The organism is Carboxylicivirga litoralis, from assembly GCF_025499605.1.
GTDB lineage: Bacteria > Bacteroidota > Bacteroidia > Bacteroidales > Marinilabiliaceae > Carboxylicivirga > Carboxylicivirga litoralis.
The window spans coordinates 58,052-71,635 of the sequence record NZ_JAFMVC010000016.1 but is presented as its reverse complement, the minus strand read 5'-3'; the positions used below and the strand labels follow the sequence as shown (position 1 = coordinate 71,635).

The 13,584-nt window shown below is 40.5% G+C and carries 10 protein-coding genes; 2 read left to right on the top strand and 8 right to left on the bottom strand.

All coding sequences use genetic code 11. From position 1 onward, the window contains the following. Positions 1-44 precede the first annotated feature (44 nt). The 8 genes from J1N10_RS14595 to J1N10_RS14560 form a co-directional block, all read right to left on the bottom strand. Entirely contained in the window at positions 45-2,045 is a 2,001-nt protein-coding gene (locus tag J1N10_RS14595; RefSeq protein WP_262327463.1) for an MGH1-like glycoside hydrolase domain-containing protein, read from the bottom strand. A gap of 315 nt (positions 2,046-2,360) precedes the next feature. Continuing rightward, positions 2,361-3,911, bottom strand: coding sequence for a tetratricopeptide repeat protein (locus tag J1N10_RS14590; RefSeq protein ID WP_262327462.1), 1,551 nt, complete (start codon positions 3,909-3,911; stop codon positions 2,361-2,363). A gap of 190 nt (positions 3,912-4,101) precedes the next feature. Next, entirely contained in the window at positions 4,102-5,364 is a 1,263-nt protein-coding gene (gene nqrF, locus J1N10_RS14585; RefSeq protein WP_262327461.1) for an NADH:ubiquinone reductase (Na(+)-transporting) subunit F, read from the bottom strand. 20 nt (positions 5,365-5,384) lie between these two features. Continuing rightward, a complete protein-coding gene (gene nqrE, locus J1N10_RS14580; protein WP_262327460.1) occupies positions 5,385-6,020 on the bottom strand; it encodes an NADH:ubiquinone reductase (Na(+)-transporting) subunit E in 636 nt (211 codons plus the stop codon). A gap of 18 nt (positions 6,021-6,038) precedes the next feature. After that, the gene (locus tag J1N10_RS14575; protein ID WP_262327459.1) at positions 6,039-6,698 is read right to left on the bottom strand and encodes an NADH:ubiquinone reductase (Na(+)-transporting) subunit D; all 660 of its coding nucleotides are present in this window, start codon (positions 6,696-6,698) and stop codon (positions 6,039-6,041) included. Positions 6,699-6,710: 12 nt separating this feature from the next. After that, entirely contained in the window at positions 6,711-7,406 is a 696-nt protein-coding gene (nqrC, locus tag J1N10_RS14570) for an NADH:ubiquinone reductase (Na(+)-transporting) subunit C (RefSeq protein ID WP_262327458.1), read from the bottom strand. Positions 7,407-7,418: 12 nt separating this feature from the next. After that, positions 7,419-8,594 carry an NADH:ubiquinone reductase (Na(+)-transporting) subunit B gene (locus J1N10_RS14565; RefSeq protein ID WP_262327457.1) on the bottom strand — a complete coding sequence of 392 codons (1,176 nt, stop codon included), beginning with the start codon at positions 8,592-8,594 and terminating at the stop codon, positions 7,419-7,421. Between the two features lie 74 nt (positions 8,595-8,668). Beyond that, positions 8,669-10,018: a Na(+)-translocating NADH-quinone reductase subunit A gene (locus J1N10_RS14560; protein ID WP_262327456.1), complete on the bottom strand. Its 1,350-nt coding sequence runs from the start codon at positions 10,016-10,018 to the stop codon at positions 8,669-8,671. A 91-nt stretch (positions 10,019-10,109) separates the two neighbouring features. Between J1N10_RS14560 and J1N10_RS14555 the strand changes: the two genes are divergently transcribed. Continuing rightward, a complete protein-coding gene (locus J1N10_RS14555) occupies positions 10,110-11,453 on the top strand; it encodes a type IX secretion system plug protein (protein WP_262327455.1) in 1,344 nt (447 codons plus the stop codon). A 397-nt stretch (positions 11,454-11,850) separates the two neighbouring features. Further along, entirely contained in the window at positions 11,851-13,479 is a 1,629-nt protein-coding gene (gene pruA / locus J1N10_RS14550) for an L-glutamate gamma-semialdehyde dehydrogenase (RefSeq protein ID WP_262327454.1), read from the top strand. Positions 13,480-13,584 lie beyond the last annotated feature (105 nt).

The window sequence follows — 13,584 nt, the reverse complement described above, 5'->3', positions numbered from 1 at the left end:
CCATCTGCGGGAAATAGCATTTTGTATTTGTCTTATTCCTTATTTTAAAACAACATTAAAATGTGTGCAGCACTCCAACTAAAGTGATTGGCATTCAAACCTTCTTTAGTCAAAGGATGATAGTTTTCACGAATGGGTTCCTGCGTATGCGCCAGGCCTAAGGCACTCTCCACCATTTTTTGAGCCATCTGTTGAGCTTCGGCTTCAAACCCATAGTTGTGCATACCAACAATACCAAAGTAAGCCTGATCCAACCAGACAGGACCTCGCCAATATCCTTTCTCCGGATTAAACTTGCTATGAGCAGCACTTAAGGTGGGAAATGGCATAGGCGTATTGAAACGCTTGCTATCCATAATTACTTTTACTACTTCACCAGCCTGTTCTGCTGTAGCAACCTTGTTGTAGAGAGGTGCCCATCCTTCCGGCCCCTGAATCTGTATCTTTTTCTGGCTCTTCAACTCTACGTCGTAATAGTATCCATCTTCGGGGCAATACATCACCTCCTGAATCATTTTAGTTAATTCAGTAGCCTCCTGTCCATATTTTTCTTCATTCTCAACATCGCCCAATACCCTGGCTATTTTCTGGATGTATCGTTTTTCTTGCGCCAGGTAGGCATTTAAATCAACCGACTCCTGATTAATTGAATAGGCACCTTCGTCATTTTCAATGATCACAGCATCGTCAAAACGAACAGCATTATCCATTCCACTCTCCCAGGCAGCTGCTATTCGTGTGCCATCGGTTGAACCATATTCGCACAAGCCGTTTCTATCATGATCGCGGTTGCTATACCACCACGCATGATACTTCAGTAATTTTGGGTATAACTCTTTCAAAAACTCAATATCCTGTGTTTCCTTATATACTTCATAAATACACCAACCAGATAATGGAGCTTTGGTATTTCGCCAGTTAACACCTTCAATACTTAAGTCCCTGAAGAAACAATCGGCAATCATGCCTGCTTCATTCTGGTAATCGTACATGGTACGTATCTGATCTTTGGCTAAGTCGCCTTCGTAAGGGGCTATTGCCACAGCGTGTTTCCACGAATCCCAGGCCCAAAGTCCCTGAAAATAGGGAGCTGAATAAGATGGCACTATGCCCTGATGAAATATATCACCAGCTGCACTTCTCCAATTATGCATTAAGGTTAACAATGCTTTTACGCCAAGTTTGTCATAGGTTTTAATATCCAATAGAGCATTATCCGAGCCTTCTAACAATGTTGTTATATAACCATTCCAGCGTGTCTCATTTTGAATAAATAATGCAGCCGATTTTTCAACAGCTGCCCTATTTAATGCTGTATATTTTCTCAATTCCTCCTGATTAAAAGTATATGAGAAGGCAGCTGAAATGGTCAGCTTCTTATCTTTTTTTAATTTACGCGGAGACTCGTAAACACTATAGGTACTGTCGTCAACCGAAATCTCATCGCCATTAAATAATAATTGTGCTGTTTCGGTATCGTTAATGCCAATTTTTATCGACTGCTTACCTGCATCAAACGACTTAAAAACATTAGAAAAAGCACTTCCCTGCCATCCTAATTGCAATTCTCGATCAGGTCCATTATTGAGTAGGTCTGCTGTTATCAGCGTACTTCGTTCATTGATGTTAAACAAATACAGGTTTACTTCAAGCTCTTTGATTACAAACGACTGTTTTAGCAATCCCGGGTAAAATGTATTAGAAACCAACCTTGCCTGAGACAAATCCCAGACATTACCATTTTTCGCATCTTTTATTTGCAAACCAATAAGCGATGGCCCAAGCCAGAAACTTTGCTGCTGTCTCATCAGATAAGGCCCTACAAAACTTCCAATTTGTTCTTTATTGTCATCTTTTATAAGGCTAAACGAATGCCAGGTACCCAAATCGGAAAAGGAAGAGACGCCGTATTGCTGAGGCACTTTGATGTTACCTTTTACATCCAGCACATCAGGATAAGAGTAGCGATTAGGTGTTGATTTTGGTTGACTTTGACACGATAGCAAAACAATAGCCATAAAAAGGCCAGTGATTATTTTTTTCATTACTGATTGTATTGATGTTGATAGATTTTCACAGTGCTAAATAGCGGAGTTAATGTGAAAAAGTAAAACCATAAGCCTATACCCAATCTATACAAAATAACAAACAGCCATTATTTATTATACAACAAGTAGTTACAACACACAAATCTTTCGCAATGAGTACTAAAATATAAGATTTGTAGAGGCAAAACTCTACATCATTCAAGATGGTTTAAAAGAAGCATCTAAAAACGAGACGCATGACAATGTAGTTACGCAAATCCTTTTCTCGAATAAATTCCCTTCTCTCCTCTCATCGGTCTTGTATCAAAATACCTAGAGCTTCATTATAAAATCCTTGAGTTGAGTTCCTTTTTCGATGTTGAGTTTTTTACGCAGTCGATAGCGACTCATCTCAATTGATTTCACTTCGACGTGGTATTTGTCAGCCAGCTCTTTTGATGTTAAGTTATTGCGGATATCAAGCACCAACTGAACATCTTTATCTGTTAATGCCGGATACTTCGATTGAAGACGATACACCAACTCCTTCACCAGATCTTGTGATAAATTGGTTGAGTCAGAATATTGATTAAAGGCCTGTTCAAACTTCAGCCAGGCATTTTTCACCTCCTGCGACGATGTTTTTCCCACATCATCTCCCATCTTTTTCACCAATTCGTTACGTTTCGAAATGGTCAGGGCTAAAGATTCTAAGGCCTCATCTTTATAAGCCAGCTTATTACTCAACACTGCCTGTTGAGCCTCTTTCTTTTCCAGCTCCTGGCTTAAAAGTTTTTGACGTAATAAGGAACGTTCGGCTTTCGACCTGAATACATAGTAAAAAACACCTATAATAATAACTGATAAACTAATACCCACAATAATCAGTACTTGCCTGTTAAAGGCAATCTGTTGCGCTTGTGCAATAATGAGTTCATCCTGTTTAATCTTTTCATTCTGCACTTCAATAAGGTGGTTCATCACGTCCTGAACACCTTTATTATTTATCTTTTTATACAGCTGAATGTATTTATCCTGATAGTGATAGGCCATTTCCAAACTGCCGGCAACGCGTTCATATTCGTAACGAACCTGGTAATACTCAACCAAACTAAAACTATAAGCTGTCTGATGACTAATCAATTCGGCTTTATCCAGATACTCTGAACACAGGTTATATTGATGAGTTCTCAGATATACTTTTGCCAAAAGTGAATAATTCTCCAAAAGTCCGGCAGCCTCACCAGAACTGTTATCGATGGCATTTAAAAGAAAGGCTTCCGCCTTCTTCCAATCTTCGTAGTTAATATAAACGATGGCCATGTTGTTTTGCACTGTCGACAAGAGTGACTTATCCGCATCAGGATTCATAGCAAGAGTATGCACCGCTTTCTGAAAAAAACTTAATGCTTTTTGATACTGACCGGAGCTTAAAGCATCTAAACCCAGGGCATTGGTATAAACCACTTCATTATGTATATCGTCCCTTTGCTGTGCTATATCCAGGGCTCTCTGATGATAAGGTACAGCGTGCTGATAATTCCCAATATCGAAATATATCCATGCAATGGTAGCCAGTATATCCTGATGTAATCGACTGGTATCAGCAGCTTCAAATAACTCTTTTCCTTTTAACCCATAAAATAAGGCCGTATGGTACTCGTGCTTGTACAAATAAGCCTGTGCCAGATTCCAGAAAACCTGTGCCTTCTGCTCTATATCATTGTCCGTTATTTCAGTCAATACTTTTTGAGCGATAAGAATGCTGCTATCCGGCTTAATCTCCTGCAGTTTTTTTGCCTTAAGAAGGTTTTGCTGCACAGTTTGTCCATTGAGTGTTGAGAGTAGCCCTAAATAGATTAAAATGGACAAATATACCTTCATAGCCTCGTTTTAAATTGAAAACGCAATTTAACGAATAGTGGTTATAAAAACGCAAAGGATGTCATCTTTACTTATAGCGTGTAAATATAGATGCCATCCATAGAAAGTTAGTTTATCTTAAATAAAACTCTGCGTCTCTGCTTTCAAACAAAAAAATGGCGTGAATTCCTCCACGCCATTGTTCTATTATTTATGATCCAAAATCATCAAAGTCAACCATCTCATCCGGCACTCCTAAATCGTACAGCATTTTGGTTACTGCATCGTTCATCATCGGAGGTCCACATAAATAGTATTCGATATCTTCCGGCTCTTCATGCTTGCTTAAGTACTCGTCATGAATTACCTGGTGGATAAAGCCTGTAGCACCTTCCCAATTATCTTCTGGCAATGGCTCAGAAAGAGCAATTGTAAACTTGAAGTTCGGGAACTCTTTCTCAATCTTACGGAAGTGATCTTCGTAGAAGATTTCTTTACGCGAGCGTGCTCCGTACCAGAAAGTAGCCTTGCGACCTGTTTTCAAGGTGTGGAACAAGTGGAAGATGTGCGAACGCATTGGCGCCATACCAGCACCGCCACCAATAAACATCATTTCACGCTCTGTTTCTTTAATAAAGAACTCACCGTAAGGACCTGAAACGGTTACTTTATCACCTGGCTTGCGCGAGAAGATAAATGAAGAACAAACCCCTGGGTTAACCTTTTGGAAGCCTCCTGCTACGCGATCCCATGGAGGAGTAGCAATACGGATGTTCAACATCACAATGTTACCTTCTGCAGGGTGGTTAGCCATTGAGTAGGCACGATACGTTGGCTCCGGGTTTTTCATCTTCAAATCGAACATGCCAAATTTCTCCCATTCGCCGCGGTATTCTTCTTCGATATCCATGTCTTTGAAGTCCACATCAATCTTAGGCACATCAATCTGGATGTAACCACCCGATTTAAAGTCTAAGATTTCACCTTCTGGCAACTTCACTACAAACTCCTTAATAAAGGTAGCCTGACCATCGTTAGATACCACTTCACACTCCCACTTTTTGATACCCATCACTTCGGCAGGGATCTGCATGGTCATGTCTTCTTTTACTTTTACCTGACAAGCTAAACGCCAGTTATTGGCCTGCTCTTTACGGGTGAAATAACCGGTTTCGGTTGGTAAAATAGAACCTGCACCACTATCCACCTGACAGCGACACATGGCACATGTACCACCTCCACCACATGCTGATGGTAAGAAGATTTTATTGCTTCCTAATGCCGAAAGTAAGGTCTGACCTGGCTCTACAACCAACTCTTTCTCTCCATCGTTAATATTGATGGTTACTTCACCTGATGGCATCAGTTTTTTCTTAGCGTACAACAGAATAGATACCAAAGCAAGGATTACCAAAAGGAAAATCGCAACACTGGTAAAAATAACCATCGTACTATTTACTGCTAATAATGTCATTTTTAATTCGTTTTACTTTTTTACAACTGAATTCCCATGAAACTCATAAATGCGACACCCATCAATCCGGTTACAATAAAAGTAATACCTAAGCCACGCAATGGAGCAGGTATGTCTGAATACTGAATCTTTTCGCGGATGGCAGCAATACCAACGATGGCCAATAACCAACCAATACCCGAACCAACGCCAAATACGGTTGCTTCGCCAAGGTTGGCATACTCGCGCTCCTGCATAAATAATGAACCACCTAAGATGGCACAGTTTACAGCAATAAGCGGTAAGAAGATACCCAGTTGTGAGTAAAGAGCAGGTGCGAACTTCTCAACAATCATCTCTACCAACTGCACCATCGATGCGATAACAGCAATAAACATGATAAAGCTTAAGAAGCTCAGGTCAAACTCCGCAAAAAGCGGTTCCTGAACACCTAATAAATTATCTAACCATACCAAAGCACCTTCACTTAATACATAGTCGTTAAGCAGGTAGTTAACCGGCACGGTAATACTTAGAACAAAAGTCACAGCCAATCCAAGACCGAAAGACGTATTCACGGTTTTTGATACTGCCAGGTATGAACACATTCCGAAGAAATATGCAAATACCATGTTATCAATAAAGATTGACCGGATAAATATATTTATATAATCCATTTTTCTTCTTTTTTACAATTACGATTCTATCAAATCTTTATTACGTGAACGCTGTACCCAGATGATGATACCTACCACAACCAAAGCCATTGGAGGCAAAATCATAAAACCGTTGTTGGCATATCCCCATTCATAGAAAACATCAGGTATAATCTGCATAGCGCCAATACCTGGTAAAGTCAGGAAGCCTGTTCCTAACAATTCGCGGAAGAAAGCGACTACAATCAGAATAAAACCATAACCGGCTCCATTACCAATACCATCCAATACTGAAGGCCACGGTTTGTTACCCAAAGCAAAAGCTTCGAGGCGTCCCATGATGATACAGTTGGTAATAATGAGCCCTACAAACACCGAGAGCTGCAAACTCACCTCATAGGCAAAGGCTTTTAATACCTGGTCAACAATAATTACCAACGATGCTACAACCACCAACTGCACAATAATACGAATACGTGAAGGAATGGTATTACGCAACAACGATATAATTAGGTTTGAGAATACTGTTACAAACGTTACAGAGATGGACAATACAATTGCCGGCTCCAATTTAACTGTCACCGCCAAAGCAGAACAGATACCCAGCACCTGTATGGTAATGGGGTTTTGTGCTCCCAGAGGAGTTGTTATCAGCTTCAAATTCTTAGCTGAAAACAATGCTTCTTTTTCACTACTCATCGTCACAATATTTTAGTTCTTTAAAAACTTTTCATAACCTGTCAGGCAGTCTTTCAACATAGTACCTACACCCACACTGGTAATCGTACCACCTGAGATACCGTCTACTTTGTGAAGGTCGCCCTGCGACTGTCCTTTTTTCACCACTTCAATAGAGGAGAAAGCACCGCTTTGGTCAAATAATTGCTTGCCGGTAAAAGGCTTTTGGAACATGTCAGTTGTAATTTCAGCCCCTAACCCTGGCGTTTCACCTTTATGACCAAAAGTAGCACCATAAACGGTGTTCTTGTCCTCGTCTAAAGACACATAACCCCAAATTGGGCCCCAAAGTCCCTTTCCACGCAATGGAATAATGTACTTGGTTTGACCATTATCCAACTTACACATATAAATAGGGTAAGCTCGATCCAAACCGGTTTTCTTAACTTCTTTTGCCATGTCAACAGTAAAGGCATCACCTTCCACCTTTTCTCCATTAACGTTAATGACAAAAGCATTTTCACCAATGTAATTCTCATATTTCTCTTCAGCATCAGCTGCTGTACTCTCAATCTGTACCGACTTCAGGATGTCCATTTTTTTGGCAACAGCCGCATTTTCATCTTGAAAAGGTTTTAACGATTGTGCTAAGAAAGCCAAAATGGCCGCTACCACAATCACCATAACAGATGCGTACAGAAACGTATATGTATTTCCTTGTCTATCCATTTTACTAATTATTTAGGCAGCTACTTTAGCTCTTTTTAAACGACGTTTGATATTTCCTTGTACCACATAGTGGTCAATCAGTGGTGCAAATGTGTTCATCAATAAGATGGCCAACATAACACCTTCCGGGTAAGCCGGGTTAAATACACGAACCATGATGGCTAACATACCAATCAGGAATCCGTAAATCCACTTACCTTTTTCAGTACGGGTAGCCGACACCGGGTCAGTAGCCATAAACACAGCACCAAAGGCAAAACCACCTAATAATAAGTGATGAACGGCATCTACCTGCATTAATTCGTTGGCCCCCCACAGGTTGAATAATAATCCCATAATGTAACCACCTGCAAATACAGAAGTCATAATTTTCCAGTTTCCAATACCTGTATAGATAAGGATGATGGCACCAATTAAGATAGCCAAGGTTGATGTTTCACCTATTGAGCCAGGAATCATACCAACAAAGCTATGCCAAATATCGAAGGCACCACCGTCGGCAAATTTTGCCATGTTACCGCTGGCTGCATCACCAAGAGCAGTCGCTCCCGAGAAACCATCTACAATGCCTTCGCCTTTAGATAAACCTGACACCCACACTTTGTCACCCGACATTTTTGAAGGGTAAGCAAAGAATAGAAAGGCACGTGCTACCAAGGCCGGGTTCCAGATGTTCATACCAGTTCCACCGAATACCTCTTTACCGATTACTACGGCAAAAGCAGTTGCAACAGCAACCATCCAAAGTGGAATATCAACTGGTAATACCAAAGGAATTAACATACCCGATACAAGAAAACCTTCCTGCACCTCGTGGCCACGTATTTGAGCAAACATAAACTCAATACCCAAACCAACACCGTATGATACAATAACGATAGGCAATACTTTTAAGGCTCCGTGTCCAATCATTTCCCAGAATGATGCATCAACACCTAAAGATAAAAAGTGCTGATAGCCTGTATTCCAAATACCAAATAGCAATGCCGGAATTAATGCCTTCACAACAATTGCCATGGTACGCTTCAAATCAACCGCGTCACGCACGTGAACCCCGTTTTTGTTCGTTGTATTCGGAACAAAGAATAAGGTTTCCAGCGCATCGTAGGTCGAATGAAGTTTCTCAAACTTCGCGCCCTTCTGAACGTGAGGTTTGATGTTATCAAATAAATTTCTTAACGCTTTCAATGTACTATAGTTTTATAGTTATTAGTCAGTGGTCAGTAATATTTAACTACTCACTACTGTCTTTCGACTACCGACTAGCTTAACTCTTTAATCATTAAATCAATACCCTTACGCAATATTGCCTGAAGTGGCTGCTTTGAAGTACATGCAAACTCACAAAGAGCGATGTCTTCTTCGGCCAATTCATAAATACCCAATTGCTCCATCTTATCGATATCTTCAACTAAAATAGCTCTGAATAAAAATTCAGGGAGGATATCCATTGGTAATACTTTATCGTATTCACCTGATACAACAAAAGAACGCAGGCCTCCATGCATGTTAGCATCTAAGCGGTATTCTTTCTTTTTACACATCCAGCTATAGAATGAACGTGACAGACTGAATTTACCGAAACCAGGCATTGCCCATCCCATAAACTCATAATAATCACCTTCAGGGATAACGGTTACTTGTGAATGGTAAGCACCCAAGTAACCATCTTCTTCAATGTGTGTTCCGGTTAGTACATTACCACTGATATAACGTAGGTTATCGTCTGTTTTAACATTGTTTTTCACCAATGTAGAGATGCTGGCGCCAACTTTTGTGCGGTAATACCCTTTCTTTTCCACTTCGCTACCGGCCAATACTGCAATGCGGTTAGCATCATAAATACCTTCAGTAAATAATTTACCAATAGCAACAATTTCCTGCGGCTGAGCAACCCAAACTACCTCGCCTTTGTTAATAGGCATGGTGTGGTGAATTTGAATACCAACATTACCAGCCGGGTGTGGGCCATTGAATGCGTGTACTGTTACACCATTTAAGTTGTTGAAAACTTTTGAAGCAGCATCGTGCTGAACTCCTACATGCACATTGTCGCACAATTGTCTGATCGCATCAATACCAGCTTGTAAAGCTTCCTCCTGACCCGAAAGGACAAAATCCATATCCGGTGCTAAAGGAGCAGTATCGAAACCAGAGATGAAGAAGGCTTTGGGCGTTTCATTAGCATCTGCAATCACGTCATAAGGACGCTTGCGAATGAACGGCCACAAACCTGCTGCCTGCAATTTTTCAACAATTTGTTCTTTTGATAGGTCTGCTGGCTTAGCGGTTTCAAACGACTCTTTCTCATCTGAACCATCAGCCTTTACGACTACTTCAAGGATTTTACGGCGCTCGCCACGGTTAACCGCAGCCAACTCTCCACTTACCGGAGACACAAATTTTACTTCAGGACGATTCTTGTCGAAAAATAAAACTGTACCCGCTTTCACCTTGTCCCCAACTTTTGCAACCATTTTAGGTACCACACCATGAAAATCGGTTGGTTTCACTGCAAATAGCTCGGGTAATTCAGCCTGTCCAAAAACTTTGTCGGCTTTGCCGGCAAGTTGGATATCAAGACCTTTTTTGATTTTTATTACCTCTGACATGTTTGAAAAACGGTTTTTTTATTTTTACGCGCAAAAGTACATAAATTTATCACTAATCCATATATATTGCGTTTGCAAAACTTGAAAAGACATGCTTTATTTTAATAAATTTAACTATCTAGATATTTCACAAGAACATATACAATCACATATTGCTCGTAAAACGCTTAAGTTTCAAGTGCTTTTCATGCTATTCATCAGCTATTCGGTATTAATTATTGCTAATAATCCTGTACAAACAGCATCAAGCATTAAAACCGTTCAACTTTATAAAAAGGGGTGGAACATGTCCTACCCTATCATTAACCTTTATCCGCAAGAGCAACTGACATTGGAGTTTGATGACTTTGCCTATGATTCCAAAAATTATCAATACAGCATTATTCATTGCAATTCGAACTGGGAAGAATCTAATTTGATGCAAACCGAATATGTGGATGGTTTTATGCCCAATGCCATACAAGACTACCAGTATTCGTTTAACACCACTTTCGACTATATTCATTACACGCTGGATTTTCCCAACGACGATATTCGCTTAAAACTATCGGGCAATTACCTTATTAAAGTGTTTGAATTGGGCGATGAAGATAACCCGGTTTTGGTGCGTCCATTTTATGTGACTGAGCAGATGGTGAGCATTTTTCCACGTATTAAGTACACGTCCAACGCTAATTTCAGGGAGTCGATGCAAGAGGTGAATTTTACCGTTCAGCACCCTAACTTCAGAATTAACAACCCACGCGATGAGTTAAAAGTGGTGTTACAACAAAATGGCCGCTGGGATAACCAGATTGATGACTTAAAACCGTTGTTTATCCGTAACGAAGAATTGGAATACTCTTATAACCGCGAAAACCTGTTCGACGGTGGCAACGAATATCGCTGGCTCGACATCAGAAGCACACGCTTTGCCCCGGAGCATGTGCAATCCATCAACTTTTTTGATCCGCATTATCATTTTACCTTATTCCCCGATAAATTACTCAGCCGGAAACCCTATTTCTACCGCGAAGATTTTAATGGTAAATATTACATCGAAGTAAAAGAAAATCGCGACCCGATTATTGAAGCCGATTATGTATATGTTCATTTTAAATTACCAGTGCAGGCGCCATATGTAGACGGCCATATCTATGTCACTGGCGGTTTAAACGACTGGCAGCTGAACGACAACAACCGCATGGAATATAATTTTAACACCCACACCTACGAATTAACCATGCTATTGAAACAGGGCTTTTACAATTACCAATATCATTTTTTGGAAAACAACTATCAACAAGCCGAAGTGGAGCGCTTTGAAGGTAATTTTGGACAAAGCGAAAACGACTATATCATCTATGTGTATTACCAAAGCGTGAGTGACAACTACGAGCGATTGATAGGAGTAAACATCTCTAATTCACTGAAGTATGCCGTAAGCGGAAAATAAAAGCTTATGTCTGGAGCTTAGTGGAAGGGCACATAATTTACTTTTAACATATTGCTTAGAAAAACCAAGAAACAAACTGCTCTCCCCTTTCCTTTGTCTGGTATACCCTTTTTTGAAAGGTGAAAAAGCATTTGCAGTTTAGCACAAAAAAAAAACAAATTAAGAGTTGTTATAAAATACCTAAGAATCAAGTCCACCACCTTTGTTCTGTACCATACGTGAAAATTTTCAACTCCGAATCCCGGTGATTATTATTCAAATTCATTTCAAACCCTGACATATTTCATGTACATCGGCTTTTTTATTTCATAGATTTGTTTTTATCAGATGATTTGGATGAATATCCAATAACTAAAGTCAGGTTTGACTAAGTAATAAACCAAAAAAAATAAAATCTATGCCAAAAGGAATTTTTAATGTGCCGCCGGCTGTTAATGAGCCAATTAAAAGCTACGCACCAGGAACACCTGAACGTGCCGAGCTAAAGGAAATGTTAAATAAGCTTCGTTCTGAAGAGCTGGACATCCCCATGTTTATTGGTGGTGAAGAAATCAGAACCGGTAATAAAAAGCGAATTCATCCGCCTCACGAAATCGCACATACATTAGGTCATTACCACCAAGGTGATGAAACGCACGTACACATGGCTATTGACGCTGCTTTGAAAGCACGTGAGCAATGGGTTAACCTTAGTTGGGAGCACCGTGCCTCTATTTTCTTGAAAGCAGCTGATTTATTAGCTGGCCCTTATCGCCAGTTAATTAACGCCGCCACCATGTTAGGTCAGTCAAAGAATGCTTTCCAGGCCGAGATTGATTCAGCTTGTGAGTTAGCTGATTTCTTCCGTTTCAACGTACAGTACATGACCGAAATCTATGCTGGTCAGCCTGAGTCAGCTCCTGGTATCTGGGATCGTGTAGAATATCGTCCGCTAGAAGGATTCGTATTTGCCTTAACGCCATTTAACTTCACTTCTATCGCGGGTAACCTTCAAACAGCACCTGCCATGATGGGTAACGTTACTGTTTGGAAACCATCGAAAACAGCTGTTTACTCTGCTTATTTCTTGATGAAATTATTTAAAGAAGCTGGTGTACCTGATGGTGTTATCAACTTAGTTTATGCTTCGGGTCCTGTGGCAGCTAAAGAAATTTTCTCTCACCCTGATTTTGCAGGTTTCCACTTTACCGGTTCTACAGGTGTATTCCAAAGCACATGGAAAGCCATTGGTGATAATATTGAAAAATATAAGACGTATCCACGTATCGTTGGTGAAACTGGCGGTAAAGATTACATTTTGGCACACAAATCATGTGATGCCAAAGGTGTGGCTACCGCTATTGTTCGCGGTGCTTTTGAATACCAGGGACAAAAGTGTTCTGCTGCTTCGCGCGCTTATATGCCAGCTAATCGCTGGGACGAAATATTTGGCTATGTAAAAGAGCAGATGAAAGAAGTGAAAATGGGGCCTCCTGAAGATTTCAGCAACTTTGTAAATGCTGTTATCGACGAGACTTCATTCGACTTATTAGCGGGTGCTATTGACGAAGCTAAAGAAAGTAAAGAAGCAGAAGTGATTATAGGTGGTGGACACGATAAGTCGGTAGGTTATTTTATTGAGCCAACCATTATCCAAACAACCAATCCTAAGTATCGCACCATGGAAGAAGAGTTGTTTGGCCCTGTTTTGACTATTTACGTATACGACGATAACAAGTTTGAAGAAGCAATGGATATCCTTGATTCAACTTCGATGTATGCATTAACTGGCTGTATCTTCGCTCAGGATCGTTACATTATTGAGCAGGCGACTAAGCGCTTGGTTGACACAGCTGGTAACTTCTATATCAACGACAAACCAACAGGTGCCGTTGTTGGCCAGCAACCATTTGGTGGTTCGCGCGGTTCGGGCACGAACGATAAAGCAGGTTCGGCAATTAACTTAATGCGCTGGGTTAGCCCACGTACCATTAAGGAAAACTTTGTTCCGCCGCACGATTTCAAATACCCATTCTTAGCGGAATAGGTCTTTAATAACAGAACGATAGCCCCGATAGCTATCGGGGATTAGAATATAAGAAAGGCTTCTCAGATGAGAAGCCTTTTTTTGAATCACTTTTGATTCTTGTAA